The sequence below is a fragment of the Streptomyces sp. HNM0574 genome, from assembly GCF_012726235.1.
Classification (GTDB): Bacteria; Actinomycetota; Actinomycetes; order Streptomycetales; family Streptomycetaceae; genus Streptomyces.
Genome location: NZ_JAASAH010000004.1, coordinates 327,156 through 352,166, shown reverse-complemented (window position 1 = coordinate 352,166; position 25,011 = coordinate 327,156). Strand labels below are relative to the sequence as shown.

22 protein-coding genes are annotated in these 25,011 nt (G+C 70.7%); 15 read left to right on the top strand and 7 right to left on the bottom strand.

The features are described 5' to 3' along the window. Window positions 1–28 precede the first annotated feature (28 nt). Window positions 29–628, bottom strand: a complete 600-nt coding sequence (locus HCC30_RS28525) for a DUF3043 domain-containing protein (protein WP_169442165.1) — start codon at window positions 626–628, stop codon at window positions 29–31. 242 nt (window positions 629–870) lie between these two features. On the opposite strand from HCC30_RS28525, the gene HCC30_RS10585 reads away from it, so the two are divergent. From HCC30_RS10585 to HCC30_RS10565, 5 genes are all read left to right on the top strand, one after another. Then, entirely contained in the window at window positions 871–1,674 is an 804-nt protein-coding gene (locus tag HCC30_RS10585; RefSeq protein WP_169442164.1) for a PspA/IM30 family protein, read from the top strand. Between the two features lie 135 nt (window positions 1,675–1,809). After that, window positions 1,810–2,088 carry a hypothetical protein gene (locus HCC30_RS10580; protein ID WP_169442163.1) on the top strand — a complete coding sequence of 93 codons (279 nt, stop codon included), beginning with the start codon at window positions 1,810–1,812 and terminating at the stop codon, window positions 2,086–2,088. Between the two features lie 121 nt (window positions 2,089–2,209). Next, window positions 2,210–3,538 (top strand): sensor histidine kinase, encoded by a 1,329-nt coding sequence (locus HCC30_RS10575; protein WP_169442270.1) that lies wholly within the window; start codon window positions 2,210–2,212, stop codon window positions 3,536–3,538. Further along, complete coding sequence (locus HCC30_RS10570; protein ID WP_169442162.1) at window positions 3,535–4,212, top strand: response regulator transcription factor; 678 nt, start codon at window positions 3,535–3,537, stop codon at window positions 4,210–4,212. Before HCC30_RS10575 ends, HCC30_RS10570 begins: the two co-directional genes overlap by 4 nt. 177 nt (window positions 4,213–4,389) lie before the next feature. Next, window positions 4,390–7,548: an efflux RND transporter permease subunit gene (locus HCC30_RS10565; RefSeq protein WP_169442161.1), complete on the top strand. Its 3,159-nt coding sequence runs from the start codon at window positions 4,390–4,392 to the stop codon at window positions 7,546–7,548. A 118-nt stretch (window positions 7,549–7,666) separates the two neighbouring features. Here the strand turns inward: HCC30_RS10565 and HCC30_RS10560 are convergent, their stop codons facing one another. Both HCC30_RS10560 and nadA read right to left on the bottom strand, forming a co-directional pair. After that, the gene (locus HCC30_RS10560) at window positions 7,667–8,542 is read right to left on the bottom strand and encodes a GNAT family N-acetyltransferase (protein ID WP_169442160.1); all 876 of its coding nucleotides are present in this window, start codon (window positions 8,540–8,542) and stop codon (window positions 7,667–7,669) included. A gap of 38 nt (window positions 8,543–8,580) precedes the next feature. After that, window positions 8,581–9,759, bottom strand: a complete 1,179-nt coding sequence (nadA, locus tag HCC30_RS10555; protein WP_169442159.1) for a quinolinate synthase NadA — start codon at window positions 9,757–9,759, stop codon at window positions 8,581–8,583. Window positions 9,760–10,025: 266 nt separating this feature from the next. Here nadA and erpA point away from each other — a divergent pair, with 266 nt between their 5' ends. Continuing rightward, complete coding sequence (gene erpA, locus HCC30_RS10550; RefSeq protein WP_169442158.1) at window positions 10,026–10,379, top strand: iron-sulfur cluster insertion protein ErpA; 354 nt, start codon at window positions 10,026–10,028, stop codon at window positions 10,377–10,379. 98 nt (window positions 10,380–10,477) lie between these two features. Here erpA and HCC30_RS10545 read toward each other — a convergent pair whose 3' ends face one another. Together HCC30_RS10545 and HCC30_RS10540 are read right to left on the bottom strand one after the other, a co-directional pair. Beyond that, complete coding sequence (locus HCC30_RS10545; RefSeq protein WP_346776571.1) at window positions 10,478–11,905, bottom strand: hypothetical protein; 1,428 nt, start codon at window positions 11,903–11,905, stop codon at window positions 10,478–10,480. Window positions 11,906–12,109: 204 nt separating this feature from the next. Continuing rightward, on the bottom strand, window positions 12,110–12,331 hold the full coding sequence (locus tag HCC30_RS10540) for a hypothetical protein (RefSeq protein WP_169442157.1): 222 nt from the start codon (window positions 12,329–12,331) through the stop codon (window positions 12,110–12,112). Between the two features lie 140 nt (window positions 12,332–12,471). Between HCC30_RS10540 and HCC30_RS10535 the strand changes: the two genes are divergently transcribed. Further along, on the top strand, window positions 12,472–13,446 hold the full coding sequence (locus HCC30_RS10535; protein WP_169442156.1) for a carbohydrate kinase family protein: 975 nt from the start codon (window positions 12,472–12,474) through the stop codon (window positions 13,444–13,446). Window positions 13,447–13,519: 73 nt separating this feature from the next. Here HCC30_RS10535 and HCC30_RS10530 read toward each other — a convergent pair whose 3' ends face one another. Next, the gene (locus HCC30_RS10530) at window positions 13,520–14,914 is read right to left on the bottom strand and encodes a cysteine desulfurase/sulfurtransferase TusA family protein (protein ID WP_169442155.1); all 1,395 of its coding nucleotides are present in this window, start codon (window positions 14,912–14,914) and stop codon (window positions 13,520–13,522) included. A gap of 434 nt (window positions 14,915–15,348) precedes the next feature. Here HCC30_RS10530 and coxB point away from each other — a divergent pair, with 434 nt between their 5' ends. From coxB to HCC30_RS10510, 4 genes are all read left to right on the top strand, one after another. Further along, a complete protein-coding gene (gene coxB, locus HCC30_RS10525) occupies window positions 15,349–16,311 on the top strand; it encodes a cytochrome c oxidase subunit II (RefSeq protein WP_169442154.1) in 963 nt (320 codons plus the stop codon). Then, a complete protein-coding gene (gene ctaD / locus HCC30_RS10520; RefSeq protein ID WP_169442153.1) occupies window positions 16,308–18,041 on the top strand; it encodes a cytochrome c oxidase subunit I in 1,734 nt (577 codons plus the stop codon). The genes coxB and ctaD overlap by 4 nt, the downstream gene beginning before the upstream one ends. Next, window positions 18,038–18,436: a cytochrome c oxidase subunit 4 gene (locus HCC30_RS10515; protein WP_169442152.1), complete on the top strand. Its 399-nt coding sequence runs from the start codon at window positions 18,038–18,040 to the stop codon at window positions 18,434–18,436. Before ctaD ends, HCC30_RS10515 begins: the two co-directional genes overlap by 4 nt. Window positions 18,437–18,583: 147 nt before the next feature. Then, window positions 18,584–19,849 (top strand): Ig-like domain-containing protein, encoded by a 1,266-nt coding sequence (locus HCC30_RS10510; RefSeq protein ID WP_169442151.1) that lies wholly within the window; start codon window positions 18,584–18,586, stop codon window positions 19,847–19,849. A gap of 153 nt (window positions 19,850–20,002) precedes the next feature. On the opposite strand, the gene HCC30_RS10505 is transcribed toward HCC30_RS10510, so the two are convergent. Then, window positions 20,003–20,413, bottom strand: a complete 411-nt coding sequence (locus HCC30_RS10505; protein ID WP_169442150.1) for a hypothetical protein — start codon at window positions 20,411–20,413, stop codon at window positions 20,003–20,005. A gap of 167 nt (window positions 20,414–20,580) precedes the next feature. Here HCC30_RS10505 and HCC30_RS10500 point away from each other — a divergent pair, with 167 nt between their 5' ends. The 4 genes from HCC30_RS10500 (at window position 20,581) to HCC30_RS10485 (ending at window position 24,801) form a co-directional block, all read left to right on the top strand. Next, window positions 20,581–21,201: a heme-copper oxidase subunit III gene (locus HCC30_RS10500; protein WP_169442149.1), complete on the top strand. Its 621-nt coding sequence runs from the start codon at window positions 20,581–20,583 to the stop codon at window positions 21,199–21,201. Window positions 21,202–21,295: 94 nt separating this feature from the next. Continuing rightward, window positions 21,296–22,108, top strand: coding sequence for a c-type cytochrome (locus HCC30_RS10495; RefSeq protein ID WP_169442148.1), 813 nt, complete (start codon window positions 21,296–21,298; stop codon window positions 22,106–22,108). Further along, window positions 22,105–23,175, top strand: coding sequence for a Rieske 2Fe-2S domain-containing protein (locus HCC30_RS10490; protein WP_169442147.1), 1,071 nt, complete (start codon window positions 22,105–22,107; stop codon window positions 23,173–23,175). The genes HCC30_RS10495 and HCC30_RS10490 overlap by 4 nt, the downstream gene beginning before the upstream one ends. Next, on the top strand, window positions 23,176–24,801 hold the full coding sequence (locus HCC30_RS10485) for a cytochrome bc complex cytochrome b subunit (protein ID WP_169442146.1): 1,626 nt from the start codon (window positions 23,176–23,178) through the stop codon (window positions 24,799–24,801). Window positions 24,802–25,011 lie beyond the last annotated feature (210 nt).

The window sequence follows — 25,011 nt, the reverse complement described above, 5'->3', positions numbered from 1 at the left end:
AGCTGGCGGGCTGCCAGCTCCTGCGCGATCAGGGCCGTTCGCCGCGCTTGACCTGCGGCTTCGGCAGGCGCATCGGGCGCAGCTGGAGCGTACGCATCAGGCCGTACCGGACGGCGCCGCGCTTGGACTCGTCGGGGAAGCGCTCGTTCAGCGCCTTCCGCAGGCGCAGGCCGAGACCGATCGAGTCGAGGATGATCGCGGCGATCACGAACAGCCACAGCAGCAGCGAGATGTTCCGCATCTGCTGCGACGGGACCATGCTGAGCACCAGGATCACGATGGCGACCGGCAGGAAGAACTCCGCGACGCACCAGCGGGAGTCGACGAAGTCCCGGGCGAAGCGCCGCACGCGGCCCTTGTCGCGCGCCGGGAGGTACCGCTCGTCGCCGCTGGCCAGCGCCTCGCGCTGCTTCGCCATGTCGGCACGGCGGGCCTCGCGCTGGCGCTTGGCCGCCTCCTTGCGGTTGGCCGGGGCCTGCGCGAGCGAGCGGCGCTGGCTCTGCGCCTCGCTCCGCTTCGGCGTCGGGCGGCCCTTCGGGGCCTCGGGGTCGCGGGTCTTCTGGGGCTCGGCGGCCGGTGCCTGCGTGGCGTCGGTGGCCTGCCCGTCCTTCGAACGGCTTCGGAACACGCCTCCAGCGTACGGTGTGCGCCGGTGTGGCCCACAGCCAGGCGGGGAACGATATGACAACGCTGTGGGGCCGGGCCGCGCGGCGGCTACTCCCTGAGCCGGAGAGAGCGCCGCGGCGATCGTCCTCGAGGAGGAGCACAGAGGCGTCCGGACAGTGCGGTAATGGAATCAGGCCCCGTAGGCTGGGGGCTGTCAGATGTGCTGAGGCTCGAGTCCGTTGACGAAGGGGGCGCGCGAGGCCCATGAGCGGTGTCATGAAGCGTATGGGGATGGTGTTCCGCGCGAAGGCCAACAAGGCCCTGGACCGGGCCGAGGACCCGCGTGAGACTCTCGACTACTCGTACCAGAAGCAGCTCGAACTGCTGCAGAAGGTGCGCCGCGGTGTTGCCGACGTCGCGACGTCCCGCAAGCGCCTGGAGCTTCAGCTCAGCCAGTTGCAGAACCAGTCGGGGAAGCTGGAGGAGCAGGGCAAGAAGGCCCTCTCGCTCGGCCGTGAGGACCTCGCCCGCGAGGCGCTCTCCCGCAGGTCCGCGCTCCAGCAGCAGGTCACCGACCTGGAGACGCAGCACCAGACGCTGCAGGCCGAGGAGGAGAAGCTGACCCTCGCGGCGCAGCGCCTCCAGGCCAAGGTCGACGCCTTCCGCACCAAGAAGGAGACGATCAAGGCCACCTACACCGCGGCCCAGGCCCAGACCCGCATCGGCGAGGCGTTCTCCGGCATCTCCGAGGAGATGGGCGACGTCGGCATGGCCGTCCAGCGGGCCGAGGACAAGACGGCCGAGCTCCAGGCCCGTTCCGGCGCCATCGACGAGCTGCTCGCCTCCGGCGCGCTCGACGACCAGTCCGGCACGGCCAAGGACGACCTCACCGCCGAGCTGGACCGCATCTCCGGCGGCTCGGACGTCGAGCTGGAGCTCCAGCGGATGAAGGCCGAGCTCGCGGGCGGCGGCTCCGAGGGCCAGCAGGCCCTGGAGGGCGGCAACGGCGCGCAGCAGGGCCAGCAGCAGGCCCAGTCGCAGGACACCCCCCGGTTCGACAAGCCCTGACGGCGCCGTGCGGGCGGCGGACGGGGTGCGGTTCCCCGGTGACGGTGGTGGACTCGGACGGGGACGCGGCGTCCGCCGGGCCGCCACCTCGTACGGCGTCCCCGGTGGAACGGCCCTCGCGCGAAGGAGAGCGGCATGATCGTACGGATCATGGGGGAAGGCCAGGTGAAGCTGGAGGACAGCCACTTCGCCGAGCTCAACAAGCTGGACGACGCACTGCTGGCCGAGATGGAGGCCGAGGACGAGGCCGGCTTCCGGCGGACCCTCGGCCAACTGCTCGACGCCGTACGGTCCTTGGGCACCCCGCTGGCCGACGACGCGCTGGAGCCCTCGGAGCTCATCCTGCCCTCCCCGGAGTCCTCGCTGGACGAGGTGCGCGCGATGCTCGGCGAGGACGGGCTGATCCCGGACTGACGGCGGCCCCCGCGGTTCCGGTGACCGGACCGGCGGGTTCCGCGGCTGTCGTACCGTTCCTGATGTGACAACGAACCCCGCGACCGGCCCCCGGGACTCCGGTCCCGGTGCGCTGTGCGCGCTGCGCCGCACGCTGCGCGCGCACCCGTACGCCGTCGATGTGCTGATCGCGGCCGGAACCTTCGTGGTGATCCTGCTCGGCGCCGCCACCGAGCCGTACGGCCGGGGCGGCTACCCGCGCTTCGGCGAGCGCGAGCTGAGCGCGCAGACGGTGCTGCTCGCGCTGGTCTCCTGCGCGACCCTGGTGCTGCGGCGCCGGGCCCCGATGCCGGTGCTGGGCGCCACGGTGCTGGTCGCCCTGGTCTCCCTGGCCGGCGGGCCGTACGCGGGGTCGGCGCCGGACAGCCGGTCCCCGCTGGTGATAGCGGCCGTCGTCGCGCTGTACACCGTCTCGAACCGCACCGACCGGCTGACCAGCTGGCGGGTGGGCGCGGTCACCGTCGTCGCGCTCACCGCCGCGGCGATGGTCTTCGGGACCAGGCCCTGGTACGCCCAGGAGAACATCGGCATCCTCGCCTGGACGGGGCTGGCCGCCGCCGCGGGCGAGGCCGTACGCAGCAGGCGGGCCTTCATCGACGCGATGCGGGAGCGGGCCGAGCGGGCCGAGCGCACCCGCGAGGAGGAGGCGCGGCGCCGCGTCGCGGAGGAGCGGATGCGGATCGCGCGGGAGCTGCACGACGTCGTGGCGCACCACATCGCCCTGGTCAATGTGCAGGCCGGGGTGGCCTCGCACGTCATGGACCAGCGTCCCGACCAGGCCAAACAGGCCCTCGCGCACGTGCGCGAGGCCAGCCGGAACGCGCTGGACGAGCTGCAGACCACCGTCGGCCTGCTGCGGCAGAGCGGCGACAGCACGGCCCCGACCGAACCGGCGCCCGGGCTGGCCGTGCTCGACGAGCTGGTGGCCGGGTTCCGGCACGCGGGCATGGACGTCGAGGTGGAGGAGGCGCCGCCGGAGCCCGGGGCGCAGGTGCCCTCGGCCATCGACCTCACCGCGTACCGGGTGGTGCAGGAGGCGCTGACCAACGTGCAGAAGCACGTCGGTACCGGGGCGCACGCGCGGGTGCGGATCGACCGCGGGGCTGACGCGCTGGAGGTCGAGGTCGCGGACGACGGCGCCGGGGTCACCGAGTCGGCGGTGGACAGCGGCGGCGGGCACGGGCTGGTGGGCATGCGGGAGCGGGCCGCCGCGCTGGGCGGCGAGTGCGAGACGGGGCCGCTGCCCGGCGGCGGCTTCCACGTCCGGGTCCGGCTGCCGCTCCCGCCGGGCGGCGCGCGGCGGCAGGCGGCGCGGGCGGCCGAGTCGGGGCTGCCGGAACCGGGGCCGCCCGGAACGGAGTTGAGCCGGTACGGGCCGGGCGGGACCGAGTGGAAGGAGGCGGCGGAGTGAGCATTCGGGTCGTACTCGCCGATGATCAGGCGCTGTTGCGCAGCGCGTTCCGGGTGCTGGTCGACTCGGAGCCGGACATGGAGGTCGTCGGGGAGGCGTCCGACGGGGCCGAGGCCGTCGCCGTGGCCCGCGCGGAGCGCGCCGACGTCGTCCTGATGGACATCCGCATGCCCGGCACGGACGGGGTGGAGGCGACCCGGGCGATCAGCGCGGACCCGGCGATGGACGGGGTCAGGGTCGTCATCCTCACCACGTTCGAGATCGACAGCTACGTCGTGCAGTCGCTCCGCGCCGGGGCCTCCGGGTTCCTCGGCAAGGGCGCGGAGCCCGGTGAGCTGCTGGCCGCGATCCGTACCGCGGCGAGGGGCGAGGCGCTGCTCTCGCCCGCCGCGACCAAGGGACTGATCGCCTCCTTCCTCGCGCAGGGCGGCGGCCGGGCCGAGGAGGAACCGCCCGCGGGCGCGGGGCTGGAGGCGCTGACCGGGCGGGAGCGCGAGGTGCTCACCTTCGTCGCCGGAGGGCTGACGAACGACGCCATAGCGGCCCGGCTCTCGGTCAGCCCGCTCACGGTGAAGACGCACGTCAACCGCACCATGGCCAAGCTCGGCGCGCGCGACCGGGCGCAGCTGGTGGTCGCCGCGTACGAGAGCGGGCTGGTGCGGCCCGGCAGCTGAACCGGCCGCAGCATGCGCCGGGGGCTGCCGTACTGCGGCTGGAGTACGGGCGCGGTGGCGGAAAGGGGACCTGCGGGCGACAGGATCCGGCCTCGTCGTGGGTGAAGGTGTACGCGGCACGCGGACTGTCCGCATGTCCATGCACCACCGACAACCGGAGAGAGAGCACTGACGCCCATGTCCTGGCTGTCCAGAATCAGCCTCGTGCAGCGTGGCCTGATCGCGCTGATGGCGATCGTCGCCGTGGTCTTCGGCGCCATCGCGATACCCCAGCTCAAGCAGCAGCTGCTGCCGTCCGTCGAGCTCCCCATGGTGTCGGTCGTCGCGCCGTACCAGGGCGCCTCGCCCGACGTGGTCGAGAAGCAGGTCGTCGAGCCGCTGGAGGAGGGCATCGAGGGCGTCAACGGCGTCACCGGCGTGACGTCGACGGCGAGCGAGGGCTCGGCCGTGGTCATGGCGCAGTTCGACTACGGGGACGACACCGACCGGCTCACCGCCGACATCCAGCAGGCCGTCAACCGCTCCCGCGCGAAGCTCCCGCAGGACGTCGACCCGCAGGTCGTCTCCGGCGGCACCGACGACCTCCCCGCTGTGGTGCTCGCCGCCTCCTCCGACACCCGGGACCAGCAGTCCCTCGCCGACCGGCTGGACACCGCCGTCGTCCCCGTCCTCAAGGACATCGAGGGCGTCGGCCAGGTCACCGTGGACGGCGTGCAGGACCGGATCGTCGCCGTCACCCCCGACGACGCGAAGCTGGCGCGGGCCGGGCTCACGCCCGCCGACCTCTCCAAGGGCCTGGAGGCCGGCGGCGCCTCGCTGCCCGCCGGCTCCTTCTCCGAGGACGGCAGGAGCCGCACCGTGCAGGTCGGTTCGGGCTACACCTCCGTCGCCCAGATCGAGGACCTGCGGCTCCAGGCCAAGGGCCGGGGCGGTGCCGTACGCGTCGGTGACGTCGCCGAGGTGACCGAGAAGCCGGCCGCCGCGACCTCGCTGACCCGCACCAACGGCGAACGCAGCCTCGCCGTCAACATCACCATGGACAACGACGGCAGCGCCGTCGCCATCTCGGACGCCGTCCAGGACGAACTGCCGCAGATGCGCCAGGACCTGGGCAAGGGATCGGACCTGACGGTCGTCTCCGACCAGGGCCCGGCCGTCTCCAAGTCGGTCAAGTCGCTGACCACGGAGGGTGTGCTCGGGCTGGTCTTCGCCGTCGTCGTCATCCTCGTCTTCCTGCTGTCGGTGCGCTCGACGCTGGTGACGGCGGTGTCCATCCCGCTGTCCGTGGTGCTGACGCTGCTCGTGCTGTGGTGGCAGGACCTGTCGCTGAACATGCTGACGCTGGGCGCGCTCACCATCGCCATCGGCCGGGTCGTGGACGACTCGATCGTCGTGCTGGAGAACATCAAGCGGCATCTCGGCTACGGCAAGGAACGCACCACCGCGATCCTCGACGCCGTCAAGGAGGTCTCCGGCGCGATCACCTCCTCGACGCTGACGACCGTCGCCGTCTTCCTGCCGATGGCCTTCGTCGGAGGCATGGTCGGCGCGCTCTTCGGCGGCTTCTCGGTCACCATCACGGTCGCGCTGCTCGCCTCGCTGCTGGTCTCGCTGACGATCGTGCCGGTGCTCTCGTACTGGTTCCTGCGCGCGCCCAAGTCCCTTGCGGGGACGCCCGATCCGGAGCGGCTGCGGCGCGAGGCCGAGGAGAAGGAGGCGCGCAGCCGGCTCCAGCGCGCCTACGTGCCGGTGCTGCGCTTCGCGACGCGCCGCCGGTTCACCAGCCTGGTGCTGGCGGTGGCGGTGCTCGCCGGGACGTTCGCGCTGGCCCCGCTGCTGAAGACGAACTTCTTCGACCAGGGCGAGCAGGACACCCTCAGCCTCAGCCAGGAGCTGGAGCCCGGCAGCAGCCTGGCGGCGGCCGACGAGCAGGCCCGGCGCGTCGAGAAGCTGCTCGACGGCGTGGACGGCGTCGCCGACTACCAGGTGACGGTGGGCTCCTCGGGCATGATGGCGGCCTTCGGCGGCGGGGCCAACGCCAACCAGGCCCAGTACCAGATCAGGCTGACCGACTCCGCCGACGCCGAGCAGGCCCAGCGGGACATCCGGAACGGACTCGACGCGCTCGGCGAGAAGGCCGGCGAGACGAAGCTCGCCGCCGGTGACGGCTTCAGCAACCAGGACCTCAGCGTCGTGGTGAAGGCCGCCGACGCGGACGTGCTGGAGCGGGCGTCGGAGCAGGTCAGGAAGCGCGTCGCGGAGATCGACGACGTGACGGACGTGCAGAGCGACCTGTCCAGCTCGGTGCCCCGGATCTCCGTCACGGCCAAGCCGGAGGCCGCGAAGTACGGCTTCTCGGACGCGGCGCTGGGGCAGCTGGTGGCCCAGTCCGTGACCGGCACCAAGGCGGGGACGGCCGTCCTGGACGACACCGAGCGCGACGTCATGGTCACCTCGGCGGAGCCCGCGACGACCCTCGCCGAGCTGAAGCGGCTGAACCTCGGCAAGGTCACGCTCGGCCAGGTCGCCGACGTGAAGACGGTCGAGGGCCCGGTGCAGACCACCCGCATCGACGGCGCCCGCGCCGCGACCGTCACCGCCAAGCCGACCGGGGAGAACACCGGCGCCGTCGGCACCGAACTCCAGTCGGCCGTCAGCGGGTTGGACCTGCCCGAGGGCGCGACGGCCGAGATCAGCGGCGTCTCCCAGGACCAGGACGAGGCGTTCGCGCAGCTCGGCCTCGCGATGCTCGCCGCCGTCGCGATCGTCTTCCTGCTGCTGGTCGCGGCCTTCAGGTCGCTGATCCAGCCGCTGATCCTGCTGGTGTCCATCCCGTTCGCCGCCACCGGCGCGCTGGGCCTGCTCGTCGTCACGGACACGCCGCTGGGCGTCCCGGCGATGATCGGCATGCTGATGCTGATCGGCATCGTCGTCACCAACGCGATCGTGCTGATCGACCTGATCAACCAGTACCGGGAGCGGGGCTACGGCATCGTCGAGGCGGTCATCGAGGGCGGCCGCCACCGGCTGCGCCCGATCCTGATGACGGCGCTGGCCACGATCTGCGCGCTGACGCCGATGGCCCTCGCGGTCACCGGGGACGGCGGCTTCATCTCGCAGCCGCTCGCCGTGGTCGTGATCGGCGGCCTGGTCTCCTCGACGCTGCTGACGCTGCTGCTCGTCCCGACGCTCTACGCGATGGTCGAGCTGCGCAAGGAACGCCGGGCCAACAAGAAGGCGGCCAAGCGGGCCGCACGGAACGGCACTCCGGGGGACGGCCCCGCCGAGCCCGTCCAGGCTCCCGAACCGGAGCCGGCGGGGGCGGCCGGCCACTGACCCCGCACCGGAGCCCCGGCCCGCACCCCGAGAGGGAGCGGACCGGGGCTCCGGCCGTTCCGGAAGCGGAACTCCGTTGCGGGGAGGCGCCGTTGGGCAACCCGGCGGGAGGACGCCGCTACAGGAAGGCGCCCGAGGGGATGTACGGCGAGGGCGGGCGCATGCCGCGTACGCAGACCCAGCCGTCGGTGCTCGGCTCCAGCCCCGCGGCGAGGCCGACGTCCACCGCCCACTGCTGCTCGGCGGTCAGGTCCCGGACGGTGGCCCGCGCGCCCTCGGGGAGGCTCAGCAGCGCGGCGGTCAGCAGCCGCGTCGCCAGCCGCCGTGAGGTGGCGGCCAGCAGCTCGACGGTGCCGTCGTCCCGGAGGTAGCAGTAGCCGCTGCCCGCGAGGTCGTCGGAGACCAGCAGGCGGCGGTGCGCCAGCAGCCAGTTGTGGTCGGGCCCGTGCGCGCCGCCGCGCAGCCGCCGGTCGACGGAGTCCATCAGGTCCCGCTGCGCCGCCCCGCCGACGGCGACCGGCCCGTCCGGCGTGGCCAGCCGGGCCGGTTCGACGGTGCCGCTCAGCCGCATCGTCGGGTGCAGGTCGAACCCGGCCCCGCGGTACGCGCGGGCCGCGGCCGGGTGCCGCGAGCCGCGGACCAGCCCGCGCAGACAGCCCTTGCCCTGCTCGGCCGCGCGCTCCAGCAGGGCCCGGCCGACGCCGGCGCCCCGCGCCTCGGGCAGGACGGCGAGCAGCGCGAGCCCCCAGGTGCCCTCCCGCACCAGCGACTGGGCCGCGCCGACGGGACGGCCGTCGGCGTCCTCGGCGATCCAGCTCCCGCCGCCGGGCCCGGTCCGCACCAGATGGCGGACCCGGGAGCGGAACTCGGCCTCCCCGGGGGCCTGTTGAACCGGTACGGGCAGCCCGTCCGGCGGGCCCCCGAGGGCCCCCGCAGCGATCCGGCGTACCGCCTCCGCGTCCTCCTCGCTGTCCCGTACCGGCCGCACCCACATGCGCGGCAGGCTACGGCGCCCCGGGGGAGGCGGGGAACCTACGGCAGCGCCAGCATCTGCTCCAGCGCCTGCCGGGCGAACTTCTCGGTCTCCGCGTCGACCTGGATGCGGTTCACGACCTTGCCCTCGACCAGCGATTCCAGCGCCCAGACCAGGTGCGGCAGGTCGATCCGGTTCATGGTCGAGCAGAAGCAGACGGTGCGGTCGAGGAAGACGACCTCCTTGTCCTGCTCCGCGTACCGGTTCGCGAGCCGGCGGACGAGGTTGAGCTCGGTGCCGATGGCCCACTTGGAGCCGGCCGGGGCCGCGTCCAGGGCCTTGATGATGTACTCCGTCGAGCCGACCTGGTCGGCCGCCTCCACCACCTCGTGCTTGCACTCGGGGTGCACCAGGACGTTGATCCCGGGCACGCGCTCGCGCACGTCCCGGACGGAGTCCAGCGAGAAGCGGCCGTGCACCGAGCAGTGGCCGCGCCACAGGATCATCTTCGCGTCCCGCAGCTGCTCGGCGGTGAGCCCGCCGTTCGGCTTGTGCGGGTTGTAGACGACGCAGTCGTCGAGCGACATCCCCAGCTCCCGCACGGCGGTGTTCCGGCCGAGGTGCTGGTCGGGCAGGAAGAGCACCTTCTCGCCCTGCGAGAAGGCCCAGTCCAGGGCCCGTTTCGCGTTCGAGGAGGTGCAGATCGTGCCGCCGTGCCTGCCGGTGAAGGACTTGATGTCGGCGGAGGAGTTCATGTACGAGACGGGCACCGTGACGTCGGATATCCCGGCGTCGGTCAGCACGTCCCAGCACTCGGCGACCTGCTCGGCGGTGGCCATGTCCGCCATGGAGCAGCCGGCGGCCAGGTCGGGCAGGACGACCTGCTGGCCGTCGCCGGTGAGGATGTCGGCGGACTCGGCCATGAAGTGCACGCCGCAGAAGACGATGTACTCCGCCTCGGGCCGGGCCGCCGCCTTCTGCGCGAGCTTGAAGGAGTCGCCCGTCACATCGGCGAACTCGATGACCTCGTCGCGCTGGTAGTGGTGACCGAGCACGAAGACCTTGTCGCCGAGTTTCTCCTTCGCGGCCCGGGCGCGGGCGACCAGGTCCGGGTCGGAGGCGGCGGGCAGGTCGCCGGGGCAGTCCACGCCGCGCTCGCTCTTCGCATCGGCGTCACGGCCGAGCAGGAGCAGCGCGAGGGGCGTCGGCTGTACGTCCAGTGACTGGGCGGTGTTCACGTGCACGCACCCTTTCTGTAGCCCCTGAACGCGGTCACGCGCAGGGTTCTCGTCTAACTGACGTTATCTATCATAGCCGCTTCACGTCACTTTGACGATGCCCATAGCGTCGATGTGACGCATTCCCGTTCGCTCAGGCCGTGTGCGAGCATGAGGGAGAGAAAACGACCACGAGAGCAACGGTCAGTGCCGGCCCGGAATGAATCCGGGGAGCCGTCGGTTGCAGCTGACGGCAGAGCAGTCCGTACAACCCGGGAGAGAAGCAGATGTCCGTTTCGGACGAGACCGCTGTAAGCGACGGCATCATCCTGTCCGACGCCGCCGCGTCGAAGGTCAAGAGCCTGCTCGAGCAGGAGGGCCGCGACGACCTGGCGCTCCGCGTCGCCGTTCAGCCGGGCGGCTGCTCGGGTCTGCGGTACCAGCTCTTCTTCGACGAGCGCTCGCTCGACGGCGACGTCGTCAAGGACTTCGACGGCGTCAAGGTCGTCACCGACCGCATGAGCGCCCCGTACCTCGGCGGTGCCTCCATCGACTTCGTCGACACCATCGAGAAGCAGGGCTTCACGATCGACAACCCCAACGCCACCGGCTCCTGCGCCTGCGGCGACTCCTTCAGCTGAGTCTCCCGGCGGCAGCCCGCAGCGCCGTGCACGACGAGGGCGGCGGATTCCCTTCCGGGATCCGCCGCCCTCGTCGTCGTCCGGCCGGGCCCGCGCGGTCAGTCGGAGCGCGGCAGTTCCTCGCCGTCCCGCGCGTCCACGACCTTCCGCTCGCCCAGCTCGGCGTCCAGCCGGACCTCCAGGGTCTGCCGCTTGGCCATCTTCACGCAGACCTTCTTCTCGTCCGGATTCTCCGGCCGGACCTTCACCTCCACCGACTTCTCCGTCTCCTTCGCCGAGGCGGTGTAGGTGTCGCACACCCCGGCCCAGAAGGTCAGCTTCAGCGTCCGCCCCTCGGCCCGGTAGGTGTCCACGGCCTGCGCGGCCGGGTCCACGTCGCCCTCGGCCGGCGGCCGCGAGGCGGACGGCTTCGGCGGAGTGCCGGGAACCTCGACGGACGCGTCCCCGGACGGGGCACCCGCGCCGGGCTCCAGGTGCTCCGGCTCCACCGCCGGATGCGCCACCCGGGCCGTGCCCCCGCCGCCCGGCAGCTTCACCTCGTAGATCCAGGACGGCACCAGCACGGGCTCACCCCGCGACTCCCGCGCGGCCAGCCCGAACCGCGCGCTCTCCACCCGCGCGGGCTCCCGCTTCCCCAACTGCCCCGCGAAACCGGACGACGCGGACGCCGGCTCGGCCGCCTGCCCCGCCCCCGCACCCGAACCGGGCCGCGCCCGCTGCGAGTTGAGCTGCTTCAGCGTCTCCTCGGCGCTCATCACCGGGTACGAGTCGCCCGTCTCCAGCCGGCCCAGCTCCCCGTGCGCGGTGCCGACCCGTCCGTCCGGGCCGACCATGAAGCTGCCGCCCCACTGGTACGTCGGCAGCCCGCCGACCTCGGGCGCGACCGTCACCTGCCGCGCGGGCCCGACGGTCCGCTCGGTGCCGACCTCCGCTCCGTCCGCGCCCAGCGCCCGTACGGCGGGCCGCACCGCGCGCTCGGCCTCCTCGGCCGGGACCGGGCCGCCGTCGCCCCCGGCGCTCTCGTCGGTGTACCGCCACGAGCCGCCCGCGGCCTCCGCGTCCACGGTGAGCCGGGCGCCGTCCCGCTCCGGCCCGACCGTCCACCGGCCGTCCTGCTTCTTCGGGGTGCCCGACAGGTCCAAGGCCTCGGCCAGCGCCGCCACTTGGGCCCGCTCGACCGCACCGGCCGGACGCTGCACCCGCGCCGACTCCGGCCCCTCGGGCAGCTCACCGGCGGCCTTCAGCCGCGGGGCGCCGGCAGGCTCACCCGGCGCGATCCCGCCCGCCCCGGCCTTCTCCTGCCCGGACGCCGCCTGCCGGGCCTGCACCCCGTCGAGCGCGAGCGGGGGAGGGGCCGCGCCGCTTCCGTCCGGCCCGGCCGTGGCGGCCCAGTACGCGCCACCGCCGCCGGCCAGCAGCACGGCCGCCGCGACCGCGACGACGGGCAGCCGCCCGCGCCGCGCGCCGGAGGCCGGGGAGTCCCCGCCCTCGGGCGAGGGGGGAGTAGGGGACGCTTCGGTGCTCACCGCATCGCTCCTGTCCAGTCCGCTCGTGTCCACGCCTGTCCGCCGGACACCTTCCGCCCCACCGCTCTCGCGGGGGACGCCGATGGGACGGGGCGAACCGGTGAGCGGTTCCCCGGTGTGCGGAAAGCGGACGGTCAGGGCCGGCCGGCGACCGGGCCCGCGGCGCGGCGGACCCGGTCCCGGCCGTTCGGCGAACGGTCCCGTTCAGTCGCCGTAGTCGGACATTCCGTCCAGCAGCCGGGCCGAGGCCGGGGAGACCCGCACCCCGTGCAGCGCCGCCGGCGCTACGGATTCCGCACCCCGGCCGCCGCCGTGCGCAGGGGAGACGCGGGTGGGTGCGGGCCAGCGCGAGGCCATGCGCGCGCAGTCGCCGCGGAGTTGGGCGAGGGATTCGGGTTCGGCCGCTTCCGGCTCGTATTTCTCCATGTACCGACGCTACGCACCCGGTGACCTGCGTGGAAAGGTCTACTATCTGGTAGTTACGTCCTGTTCGTATTCTGCGGGCCAGCGGGTAGCGTGCAAGAGACCGACGACCGCACCTCCTTCTGTCAGGAGCAGATTTCGCCGTGCGCATCGCAGTAACTGGATCTATCGCGAACGACCATCTGATGACGTTCCCCGGGCGCTTCTCGGACCAGCTCGTCGCCGACCAGCTCCACACGGTCTCGCTCTCGTTCCTTGTCGACACCCTCGACATCCGGCGCGGCGGCGTCGGCGCGAACATCGCCTTCGGCATGGGCCAGCTCGGCGCGAACCCCGTGCTCGTGGGCGCGGCGGGTGAGGACTTCGAGGAGTACCGCGCGTGGCTGGACCGCCACGGAGTGGACACCCAGTCGGTCCGGATCTCCGACGTGAAGCACACTGCGCGATTCACCTGCACCACCGACGCCGACCACAACCAGATCGGCTCCTTCTACACGGGCGCCATGAGCGAGGCCCGGCAGATCGAGCTCCAGTCGGTCGTCGACCGCGTCGGCAGCCTCGACCTCGTCTGCATCAGCGCCGACGACCCCGAGGCCATGACCCGGCACACCGAGGAGTGCCGCACCCGCGGCATCCCCTTCGCCGCCGACTTCTCGCAGCAGATCGCGCGGATGGAGGGCGAGGAGATCCGCGCCCTGCTTCCGGACGCGACCTACCTCTTCTCGAACGAGTACGAGAAGGAGCTCATCGAGAACAAGACCGGCTGGACCGAGGCCGAGATCCTCGCCAAGGTCGGCACCCGCGTCACCACCCTCGGCGCCAAGGGCGTCCGGATCGACCGCCAGGGCGAGGAGCCGATCCTGGTCGGCGTCCCCGAGGAGGACGCCAAGGCCGACCCGACCGGCGTCGGCGACGCCTTCCGCGCCGGCTTCCTCTCCGGCCTGGCCTGGGGCGTCGGCCTCACCCGCGCCGCGCAGGTCGGCTGCATGATGGCCACCCTGGTCATCGAGACGGTCGGCACCCAGGAGTACGAGCTCTCGCGCACCCGCTTCCTGGAGCGCTTCACCAAGGCGTACGGCCACGACGCCGCCTCTGAGGTCCAGGCCCACCTGCCCTGACCCGCACCGCGGCACCGGCCGGGCCGGGCTCCCCTCGGGGGCCCGGCCCGCGCCGCACGCGGACCCGGCCGGCTCAGGCCAGCCGCCGCACCCGGTACGCCGTACCCTCGGCGCCCAGGTAGGCGTGGCCCCGCATCTCGCACCAGGCGGGGATGTCCAGCCGCGCGGCCTCGTCGTCCGCGAGCACGGTGACGACCCCGCCCACCGGGACGTCCCCGATGACCTTCGCCAGCTCGATCACCGGGATCGGGCAGCGCTTCCCGAGCGAGTCCACCGTCAGCCCGCTCTCCTCGCCGGACGCACCGGTCTCGCCGGTCACGGCCTGCGCGGCCGTCCCCGTCGTCGCGCCGAACTCCTCGCGCACGCCGCGCACCGCCTCCGGCAGCACCGCCAGGAACCGCTCGACATCGGCCTCGTCCACCCCGGGCGGCAGCGAGATCCGGACGTTCCCCTCCGACAACACCCCCATCGCGCGCAGCACATGACTGGGCGTCAGCGTGCTGGAGGTGCACGAGGAGCCGGAGGAGACGGAGAAGCCCGCGCGGTCCAGCGCGTGCAGCAGCGCCTCGCCGTCCACGTACAGGCAGGAGAAGGTGAGGACGTGCGGCAGCCGCCGCACCGGGTCCCCGACGACCTCCACGTCCCCGACCAGCTCCGGCACCCGGACCCGCAGCCGGTCGGTCAGCGCCCGCAGCCGCACGGCCTCCGCCTCGGCCCCGGCCCGGACGGCACGCAGCGAGGCCGCCGCCGCGACGACGGCCGGAATGTTCTCGAACCCCGGCGCCCGCCCGGACTCCCGCTCGTCCGAGGGCGAGGGCGCGGCGAAGCGCACCCCCTTGCGTACGGCGAGGAGTCCGACGCCGGCCGGGCCGCCCCACTTGTGCGCACTGCCGGCCAGCAGCGACCAACGGCCCCCGACGGGGCCCCAGCTCAGCGACTGCGCCGCGTCCACCAACAACGGAACGCCCGCCTCCGCTGCCAGTTCGGCGACTTCGCCCACGGGCTGCTCGGTGCCCACCTCGTGGTTGGCCGACTGCAGACAGGCCAGCGCCGTCCCCTCCGTCAACGCCCCGGCGAACACCCCGGGATCGACCCGCCCCGTCCCGTCCACCGGGACCTCGGTCACCGCGCCGCCCTCCCGCCGGTGCGCCTCGGCCGCGTGCAGCACGGCGGAGTGCTCCACGGCGGAGACGACGAGCCCGCGCCCCGTACGGCGGCGCCCGGCGAGCGCGCTGGCGATGCCGGTGTGCAGGGCGCGGGTGCCGGAGGTGGTGAAGGTCAGCTCGTCCGGCCGGCAGCCGACGGCCTCGGCCGCGGTCTCCCGGGCGGCGTCCAGCAGCATCCGGGCCCGCCGCCCCTCGCGGTGCAGCCGGGCCGGATCGGCCCAGCCCTCGTCGAGCGAGGCCATCAGCGCCTCGCGCGCGACGGGATGGAGGGGAACGGAGGACGCGGCGTCGAAGTAGGGCACGCCGGAACGCTAGCGCGCGGCACCCCTCCGCACCCTCGCGGAGTGCCGTTCCGGCTCCCGGCCCGGGCGGGGTGACGCGCCCGGGGGATCACCCGCCGCGGGGAGCGCACGCGCTCGCGTACGCGGGCCCCCGGAGCGGTAAGGGGGCCGGGTCCTGCCTCCTGCGGAGCGCTGTGGAAAAGTGAGTCGTACGAGGTCGCAAGGCGTGTCGCGACTGTCCGGCGGACCGTCAGTTCCCGGCCCGGAGCGCGCCCTTCCACCCCATCGGAGGGTCTCGCGGCGCGTTACGCACCCTCCCCGCGCAAGCCCAAATAGCGTCCAGTAGGGTTTGGTCCGCATAAACATCCAAACCCCTGCCCGCGCCAGGGCCCGCGCCCGACCACGCAAGACGGCCGAGCCCGGATGGGCGGGCGAGACTCTCGGGAAGGCGCTACGTGAGTCCCAACGGCTCCGACCGCTCGTCGCGGCGCCCGATGCGGCGGAAGCTGCAGCAGGCGCTTGCCGCGGGCCTGGTCCTGGCGACCGCGACCGGTTGCACATATAAGGACTTCCCCCGCCTGGGTATGCCCACCCCCGTCACGGACGAGGCTCCCCGGATCCTCTCCCTTTGGCAGGGCTCGTGGGCTGCCGCGCTCGCCGTGGGCGTGCTGGTCTGGGGTCTGATCCTCTGGAGTGTCTTCTTCCACCGCCGGTCCAGGACCAAGGTGGAGGTCCCTCCGCAGACCCGGTACAACATGCCCATCGAGGCCCTGTACACCGTGGTCCCGATCATCATCGTGGCGGTGCTCTTCTACTTCACCGCGCGGGATGAGGCGAAGCTCCTCGAAACCTCCAAGAAGCCCGACCACATCGTCAACGTGGTCGGCTACCAGTGGAGCTGGGGCTTCAACCACATCGAGGACGTGGACGGTGACGCCTCCACGGACAACACCGACGCCAAGGAACTGGAGGCCATCCCCGACCGGATGGCCAAGAGCTTCCCCAAGGGCGCCGAGGGTGTCCACGAGGTCGGCACCCCTGGAGAGCGGAACCCGCAGAACGGTGACCCCGGCCCCACGCTGTGGCTGCCGAAGGGCGAGAAGGTCCAGTTCATCCTGACCTCGCGCGACGTCATCCACTCCTTCTGGGTGGTGCCGTTCCTGATGAAGCAGGACGTCATCCCCGGCCACGTCAACCGCTTTGAGGTGACCCCCAACAAGGAGGGCACCTTCAAGGGCAAGTGCGCCGAGCTGTGCGGCGTGGACCATGCCCGAATGCTCTTCAACGTGAAGGTCGTCTCCCCGGAGCGCTACCAGAAGCACCTGGAGGACCTGGCGAAGAAGGGCCAGACCGGCTATATCCCGGCGGGTATTGCCACCACCGGCGAGGCCAAGAACGCGGAGACGAATAACCCGTGAGCATCCTCAACGAATCCCAGGGTGCCGCCGCAGCGACAGCCGAGGCAGCACCGCCCCCACGACGCAAGCAGCCCGGCAATGTCGTGGTGCAGTGGCTGACGACCACCGACCACAAGACGATCGGCACGCTGTACTTCGTCACGTCGTTCGCCTTCTTCATCCTCGGCGGCGTGATGGCGCTCTTCATGCGTGCCGAGCTTGCCCGCCCGGGCACGCAGATCATGTCGAACGAACAGTTCAACCAGGCGTTCACCATGCATGGCACCGTCATGCTGCTGATGTTCGCCACCCCGCTGTTCTCCGGCTTCGCGAACTGGATCATGCCGCTCCAGATCGGCGCGCCCGACGTGGCGTTCCCGCGGCTGAACATGTTCGCGTACTGGCTGTACCTCTTCGGCTCGCTCATCGCCGTGGGTGGCTTCCTCACCCCGCAGGGCGCCGCGGACTTCGGCTGGTTCGCCTACTCGCCGCTGTCGGACGCGGTCCGCTCGCCGGGCGTCGGCGCCGACATGTGGATCATGGGCCTGGCGCTGTCCGGCTTCGGCACGATCCTCGGCTCGGTCAACTTCATCACCACCATCATCTGCATGCGCGCTCCGGGCATGACCATGTTCCGGATGCCGATCTTCACCTGGAACGTCCTGCTCACCGGTGTTCTGGTGCTGCTGGCCTTCCCGGTTCTCGCCGCCGCGCTCTTCGCGCTGGAGGCGGACCGCAAGTTCGGTGCGCACGTCTTCGACGCGGCCAACGGTGGTGCGTTGCTCTGGCAGCACCTGTTCTGGTTCTTCGGGCATCCAGAGGTCTACATCATCGCGTTGCCGTTCTTCGGCATCGTCTCGGAGATCATCCCGGTCTTCAGCCGTAAGCCGATGTTCGGCTACATCGGCCTGGTCGCGGCCACGGTCTCCATCGCCGGTCTGTCGGTGACGGTCTGGGCACACCACATGTACGTCACAGGCGGCGTGTTGTTGCCCTTCTTCTCCTTCATGACATTCCTGATCGCCGTGCCGACAGGTGTGAAGTTCTTCAACTGGATCGGCACGATGTGGAAGGGCTCGCTGTCCTTCGAGACACCGATGCTCTGGACGATCGGCTTCCTGATCACCTTCGTCTTCGGTGGTCTGACGGGCGTCATCCTGGCCTCGCCGCCGATGGACTTCCACGTCTCCGACTCGTACTTCGTCGTGGCGCACTTCCACTACGTCGTCTTCGGCACCGTCGTCTTCGCGATGTTCGCCGGATTCCACTTCTGGTGGCCGAAGTTCACCGGCAAGATGCTGGACGAGCGGCTCGGCAAGATCTGCTTCTGGACGCTGTTCGTGGGCTTCCACGGCACGTTCCTGGTGCAGCACTGGCTCGGCGCCGAGGGCATGCCCCGTCGTTACTCGGACTACCTGGCCGCCGACGGCTTCACCGCCCTGAACACGATCTCGACGATCAGCTCGTTCCTGCTCGGCCTGTCGATGCTGCCGTTCTTCTACAACGTCTGGAAGACCGCCAAGCACGGCAAGAAGGTCGAGACCGACGACCCGTGGGGCTACGGCCGTTCGCTGGAGTGGGCGACGTCCTGCCCGCCGCCGCGGCACAACTTCCTCACCCTGCCGCGGATCCGTTCCGAATCCCCGGCGTTCGATCTGCACCACCCCGAGATCGCCGAGATCGAGCAGCTGGAGAACCCCGTCGACTCCGACGACAAGCTGCTCGCGGGTGGCAAGGAGGCCGGCAAGTGAAGATCCAGGGCAAGATTTTCCTCTGGCTGTCGGTCTTCCTCCTCGCCGTAGCGATTCTCTACGGCGTCTGGTCGAAGGAACCGGTCGGCACCACGGGTCTGTTCCTCGCGTTCGGCCTGTCGATCATGATCGGCTTCTACCTGGCGTTCACCGCTCGCCGGGTGGACGTGGGCGCACAGGACGACAAGAACGCGGACGTCGCGGACGACGCGGGCGAGCTGGGCTTCTTCAGCCCGCACAGCTGGCAGCCGCTCTCCCTGGCCGCCGGTGGCGCCTTCGCCTTCATGGGCGTCGCGTTCGGCTGGTGGCTGGTGTTCGTCTCGGCACCGCTGCTGCTCGTCGGCCTCTTCGGCTGGGTTTTCGAGTACTACCACGGTGCTGACCAGAACCAGTAGGACCATCTCCAGCAGCACCGCCAAGCCGGAGCAGCGCTAGCAGCACCGCGCGGAATATCCAAGGGTCGGCCCCCGGACACACCGGGGGCCGACCCGTTTGTACGCACTCAGCAGGACCCAATTGATGGTGCTTCATATTTTGGGCATATGAGTCACCGTGCGAACAGTTCCAAGCGGCGCATAGCCATGACCTGCGCCCTCACCCTCACCCCCCTGGCCGCCGGTCTCACCGCCTGCGGCAGTGACAGTGCCGACCCGCTGGCGAGCGCCCCGTACGACGCCAGCAGCCAAGTCGCCGTCAACACCGGCGACGACGGGGGCACCGTCGATCCGGACAAGCCCCTCGAGGTCACCGCCAAGGGCGGTGAGGGGAAGATCACCGACGTGACGGCGGTGGACGCGGCCGGCCGGCACGTGGCCGGTGAGCTGTCGGCCGACGGCGGCAAGTGGCACAGCACCGGCGCACTGGCCGCGGGGGTCCGTTACACGGCGGAGGTCAGCACCGAGAACGAGGACGGCGAACCGGGGCGCCGCACCATCGAGTTCGAGACCGCACCCGCCGACACCAAGAAGATCGGCGTCACCTTCGGGCCCGACAGCGGCACCTATGGAGTCGGCCAGCCCATCACGGCGGAGCTGAGCCACAAGATCAAGGACCCGGAGCAGCGGAAGATAGTCGAGGGCGCCCTCAAGGTCACGTCCACCCCGAAGGTGGAGGGCGCCTGGCACTGGGTGGACGGCAAGGAGCTCCACTACCGCCCCAAGTCCTACTGGCCCGCACACGCCTCGATTTCGGTCCGCTCCGAGCTCAAGGGGCTGAAGGTGCGCGAGGGGCTGTACGGCGGCGCCGCGAAGCCGCTGAAGCTGAAGACGGGCGACCGCGTCGAGGCCATCGCCGACGGCGGTTCGAAGCAGATGCGCGTCGTGAAGAACGGCGAGACCGTCAAGTCGATACCGATCACCACCGGCAAGGCGGGCTTCCGCACCCGTACCGGGACGAAGGTGATCCTGGGCCTGGAGTCCTTCGTGCGGATGCGGGGCACCAGCATCGGTATCGCGGAGGGCAGTTCGGAATCGTACGACCTGCCCGTCCGCTGGGCGACCCGGCTCACCTGGAGCGGTGAGTACGTGCACGGCGCCCCCTGGTCCGTCGGCTCCCAGGGTTCCGCGAACGTCAGCCACGGCTGCACCGGCATGAACAGCGCCAACGCCAAGTGGTTCTTCGACAACGTCAAGCAGGGTGACCTGGTGACCCACGTCAACACCAGCGGCGAGAAGATGGCGCCCTTCGGCAACGGCTTCGGGGACTGGAACATGCCCTGGAAGGAGTGGCAGGAGGGCAGCGCCGTGCTCGACGGCCAGCGCGAGGGCAGCGGCCCCGCCGCGGCCGCCCGCCTCCGCCCCCAGGTCTGACCCGTACCGGGTACGGCCCCGCCGCCGGCGCACAGAAGCGGCGGTCACGCACGCGGCGCGGCCCCGGGCTCCCCGGGGCCGCGCCGCTGTGTCACAGGGCCGTACGGCCTCTCCTGCGCCCGCTGTGCCCGCTGTGGGGCGTGCGGCGCGGGGTCAGGCGTGGCAGGTGCCGGAGGCGAGGCGCTCGCGCAGCAGCCCGGCGAGCTGATCGGCCAGCGCCGCGGGGTCGATCGGGTGCGGCACGGCGGCCTCGGCGCGGCTCCACGTCGCCAGCCAGGAGTCCGTCGGGCGGCCGATGAGCAGCAGCACCGGCGGGCAGTTGAAGATCTCGTCCTTGATCTGCCGGCACACGCCCATGCCGCCGGCGGGCGCGGTCTCGCCGTCCAGCACGCAGACGTCGACGCGGCGTTCGTCCAGCGTGGACAGCACGGCGGGGAGCGTCGCGCACTCGATGTACTCGATCGGGGGAACGTCGGACGCGGGGCGGCGACCGGCTGCGAGCCGCACCTGCTCGCGGGTCGTGGCGTTGTCGCTGTAGACCAGCACGGTGGCGGTCGGCTGCATTGTTCCTCCGCTGGGTCTCGTGAGCCGTCCCGGCGGATGCTACTCCTTCCGACGACCCGTCAACACCGGTTCGTACGCCCCCGCGATGGGCTGTTTGAGCAGGGCACACCGCCCTGACACACCGAACAGGACCCCCCGAAGTGAGGCCGGGATAAGCGACCGACATAATGTCGGTCGTGGCGACAGCAACAGCAGTAGAAACCGGGCACGCGCACCCGTCGGTCAATCGGCCGAATCTCACCAGCGTCGGAACCATCATCTGGCTGAGTTCCGAGCTGATGTTCTTCGCGGCCCTCTTCGCGATGTACTTCACCCTGCGATCGGTGACGGGCGCCGAGTACTGGAAGGAACACGCCGAAGCGCTGAACCTTCCCTTCTCCGGCGTGAACACCACGATCCTGGTGCTCTCCTCCCTGACGTGTCAGTTCGGCGTGTTCGCCGCGGAACGCGGGGACGTGAAGAAGCTGAGGGGGTGGTTCATCGTCACGTTCGTGATGGGCGCGGTCTTCATCGGCGGCCAGGTCTTCGAGTACACGGAGCTGGTCATGCACGAGGGGCTCACGCTCTCCTCCGACCCGTACGGCTCGGTGTTCTACCTCACCACCGGCTTCCACGGACTCCACGTGACCGGCGGTCTGATCGCTTTCCTGCTCGTCCTCGGCAGGACCTACATGGCAAAGCGGTTCACCCACCAGCAGGCCACTGCCGCCATCGTCGTGTCCTACTACTGGCACTTCGTCGATGTCGTCTGGGTGGGCCTCTTCGCCACGATCTACCTGATCAGGTAACGGATCGGGCAGCGGCCTGGCGACGAGAGCCGGGCCGCGTCACAGACACAGCCAGTAAGCATCGACGCAGAAGATCCTGACACCGGGGTAATCCGTGAAAAAGCTCTCCGCACGACGGCGCCATCCGCTGGCGGCGCTCGTCGTCCTACTCTTCGCGCTGGCGGCCACCGGGGGGCTGTACGCCGCGTTCGCTCCTGCGGGTGAGGCCAAGGCAGACCAGGAGTCGAGCCAGTCCCTCGCCATCGAGGAGGGCAAGAAGCTCTACGCCACCGGCTGCTCCAGCTGCCACGGAACCGGCGGCCAGGGCACCAGCGACGGGCCGAGCCTCGTCGGTGTCGGTGCCGCCGCCGTGGACTTCCAGGTCGGCACGGGCCGCATGCCCATGCAGCAGCCGGGTCCGCAGGCTCCGAAGAAGCCGAAGATCTACAGCCAGGACGAGATCAACCAGCTCGCGGCGTACGTCGCGTCCCTGGGTTCCGGTCCCGAGCAGCCCACCAAGAAGCAGTACGACCCGAACGGTGCCGACATCGCCAAGGGCGGTGAGCTGTTCCGTACGAACTGCGCCCAGTGCCACAACTTCACGGGTGAGGGCGGTGCGCTGACCCACGGCAAGACCGCGCCGGACCTGAGCAACGTGGACGAGAAGCACATCTACGAGGCCATGCAGACCGGCCCGCAGAACATGCCCGCCTTCCCCGACACGGTCATGCCGGAGAAGAGCAAGAAGGACATCGTCGCTTACCTGAAGACGGTGAACAGTGACGAGGCCGAGAGCCCGGGCGGCAACAAGCTCGGCGGTTTCGGTCCGGTCAGTGAGGGTCTCTTCGCCTGGGTCTTCGGCCTCGGCGCCCTGGTCGTCGTCGCCGTGTGGGTCGCGGCCCGGACCGCAAAGGCCAAGAAGTCATGAGTAGCCAGACTGGATCACACGAGAACGTGTCAGACGAGAACCTGCCGACCGCGCAGGCAGAAGGGGCGCACGGCGCGGTGGCCGTCGCGGACGATCCGCTGGCGGACCCCGGCCTTCCCCCGCACGAGCACCGCATCCAGGACAATGACGAGCGTGCCGCGAAGCGTTCCGAACGCACCGTGGCGCTGTTCTTCGTCGTGTCCATGCTTGCCACGATCGGCTTCATCGCCTCGTACGTGGCCATCCCGATCGACAAGATCGTCACCATCTGGCCGCTGGGCAAGATCGGTGCGCTGAACTTCGCGCTGGGCACGACGCTCGGTGTCGCGCTGTTCCTGATCGGCGCCGGCGCGGTCCACTGGGCCCGCACGCTGATGTCCGACGAGGAGCTCGTCGACGAGCGGCACTCCGTCACCGCGGAGCCCGAGGTCGAGGCCAAGGTCAAGGCCGACTTCAAGAAGGGCGCCGAGGAGTCCGGCTTCGGCCGGCGGAAGCTCATCCGCAACACCATGTTCGGCGCGGTCGCCCTCGTGCCGCTCTCCGGCGTCGTGCTGCTGCGCGACCTGGGCCCGCTGCCCGAGAACAAGCTCCGCAGCACGCTGTGGAGCAAGGGCAAGCTGCTGGTCAACGAGAACACCATGCAGCCGCTGCGCCCGGAGGACATCACCGTGGGCTCGCTCACCTTCGCCATGCCCGAGGGCCTGGAGATCGAGAGCGAGGACTTCCAGAAGGAGATCGCCAAGGCGGCCCTGATGCTCGTCCGGCTGGAGCCCGACGACATCAAGGACAAGCAGGAGCTCGACTGGTCCCACGAGGGCATCGTCGCGTACTCCAAGATCTGCACCCACGTCGGCTGCCCGGTCAGCCTCTACGAGCAGCAGACGCACCACGTGCTCTGCCCGTGCCACCAGTCGACCTTCGACCTGTCCGACGGTGCACGAGTGATCTTCGGTCCCGCGGGCCACCCGCTGCCGCAGCTGAACATCAGCGTCAACAAGGACGGCTACCTCGAAGCGCAGGGCGACTTCGCGGAGCCGGTTGGCCCGGCCTTCTGGGAGCGCGGATAAATGAGCACTGCAACCGAGACGAAGCCCAAGGCGCCCGCGGGTGAGCGGGTCGCCGACTGGGCCGACGGCCGGCTGGGCATCTACAGCCTCGCCAAGGCCAACATGCGCAAGATCTTCCCGGACCACTGGTCCTTCATGCTGGGTGAGGTCGCGCTCTACAGCTTCATCATCATCATCCTGACGGGTGTCTATCTGACGCTGTTCTTCCACCCGTCGATGAACGAGGTGACGTACCACGGCGCGTACGTCCCGATGCAGGGTGTCCACATGTCCGAGGCGTACGCCTCGACGCTGGACATCAGCTTCGACGTGCGCGGTGGTCTGCTCGTCCGGCAGATCCACCACTGGGCCGCGCTGATCTTCCTCGCGGCGATGTTCGTGCACATGATGCGCGTCTTCTTCACCGGTGCGTTCCGGAAGCCGCGTGAGATCAACTGGCTGTTCGGCTTCCTGCTGTTCGTGCTGGGCATGTTCACCGGCTTCACCGGCTACTCGCTCCCGGACGACCTGCTGTCCGGTACCGGTGTCCGGTTCATGGAGGGCGCGATCCTGTCCGTGCCGATCGTCGGCACGTACATCTCGATGTTCCTCTTCGGCGGGGAGTTCCCCGGCCACGAGATGGTGCCGCGCTTCTTCGCGGCGCACGTGCTGCTGCTGCCCGGCATCATGCTGGGTCTGCTGGTGGCGCACCTGATCCTGGTCTTCTACCACAAGCACACGCAGTTCGAGGGCCCCGGCCGGAAGAACAGCAACGTGGTGGGCATGCCGCTGCTGCCGGTCTACATGGCCAAGGCCGGAGGCTTCTTCTTCCTGGTCTTCGGTGTCATCTCGGTCATCGCGGCGACGTTCACGATCAACCCGGTCTGGCGGATCGGTCCGTACCGGCCCGACCAGGTGTCCACGAACGCGCAGCCCGACTGGTACATGGGCTTCTCCGAGGGCCTCATCCGTGTGATGCCGGGCTGGGAGGTCAACTTCGCCGGGCACACGCTCGTGCTGGGTGTGTTCATCCCGCTGATCATCTTCCCGCTGGTGCTGGCGGCGATCGCGGTCTACCCGTTCATCGAGTCCTGGGTCACCGGGGACAAGCGCGAGCACCACATCGCGCAGCGTCCGCGGAACGCGCCGACCCGTACGGCCTTCGGCGCGGCCTGGATCAGCTGGTACTTCGTGCTGCTCGTCGGTGGCGGCAACGACCTGTGGGCGACGCACTTCCACCTGTCGATCAACTCGATCACGTGGTTCGTGCGGATCGGCTTCTTCGTGGTGCCGGTCATCGTCTTCTGGATCACCCGTCGCATCTGCCTCGGCCTCCAGCGCCGGGACCGCGAGAAGGTGCTGCACGGACGCGAGTCCGGCATCATCAAGCGGCTGCCGCACGGCGAGTTCATCGAGGTGCACGAGCCGCTGTCGCCGGAGGAGCGCTACACGCTCACCGCGCACGAGCAGTACCAGCCGTACGAGATCGGTCCCGAGACCGACGAGAACGGAGTGAAGCGGAAGATCACCCGCCGGGAGAAGCTGCGCGCGCGGCTCTCCAAGGGTTACTACGGTGACCACGGGCAGATCGCGAAGCCGACCTCCGAGGAGTACAAGGAGATCACCGAGGGCCACGGCCACCACTGATCTCCGGGCCGTCCCGGCGGCCACTGCGCAGCGCCACGCTGGGGCCCCGTCCGCGATGCGGACGGGGCCCTTCGCCGTGTCCGGGTCCGTGCTCGGGAGGGCAGGCGGCCCTATAGGGTTTGACCAGCCCGTCACGGGCGTGCCGGGCGCGGCAGCCGCGCGCCGAGCAGACGAGACGCCCGATCAGACACGAACGCCAGGAGTGATTCC

What these genes read in the sequence shown, in the direction of transcription:
- HCC30_RS10510 (WP_169442151.1), top strand. Translation starts at nt 18,584, where the DNA reads ATGAGTCACCGTGCGAACAGTTCCAAGCGGCGCATAGCCATGACCTGC.
- HCC30_RS10505 (WP_169442150.1), bottom strand. Translation starts at nt 20,413, where the DNA reads ATGCAGCCGACCGCCACCGTGCTGGTCTACAGCGACAACGCCACGACC.
- HCC30_RS10500 (WP_169442149.1), top strand. Translation starts at nt 20,581, where the DNA reads ATGTCGGTCGTGGCGACAGCAACAGCAGTAGAAACCGGGCACGCGCAC.
- HCC30_RS10540 (WP_169442157.1), bottom strand. Translation starts at nt 12,331, where the DNA reads ATGGAGAAATACGAGCCGGAAGCGGCCGAACCCGAATCCCTCGCCCAA.
- HCC30_RS10580 (WP_169442163.1), top strand. Translation starts at nt 1,810, where the DNA reads ATGATCGTACGGATCATGGGGGAAGGCCAGGTGAAGCTGGAGGACAGC.
- erpA (WP_169442158.1), top strand. Translation starts at nt 10,026, where the DNA reads ATGTCCGTTTCGGACGAGACCGCTGTAAGCGACGGCATCATCCTGTCC.
- HCC30_RS10485 (WP_169442146.1), top strand. Translation starts at nt 23,176, where the DNA reads ATGAGCACTGCAACCGAGACGAAGCCCAAGGCGCCCGCGGGTGAGCGG.
- HCC30_RS10560 (WP_169442160.1), bottom strand. Translation starts at nt 8,542, where the DNA reads ATGTGGGTGCGGCCGGTACGGGACAGCGAGGAGGACGCGGAGGCGGTA.
- HCC30_RS10490 (WP_169442147.1), top strand. Translation starts at nt 22,105, where the DNA reads ATGAGTAGCCAGACTGGATCACACGAGAACGTGTCAGACGAGAACCTG.
- HCC30_RS10585 (WP_169442164.1), top strand. Translation starts at nt 871, where the DNA reads ATGAGCGGTGTCATGAAGCGTATGGGGATGGTGTTCCGCGCGAAGGCC.
- HCC30_RS10565 (WP_169442161.1), top strand. Translation starts at nt 4,390, where the DNA reads ATGTCCTGGCTGTCCAGAATCAGCCTCGTGCAGCGTGGCCTGATCGCG.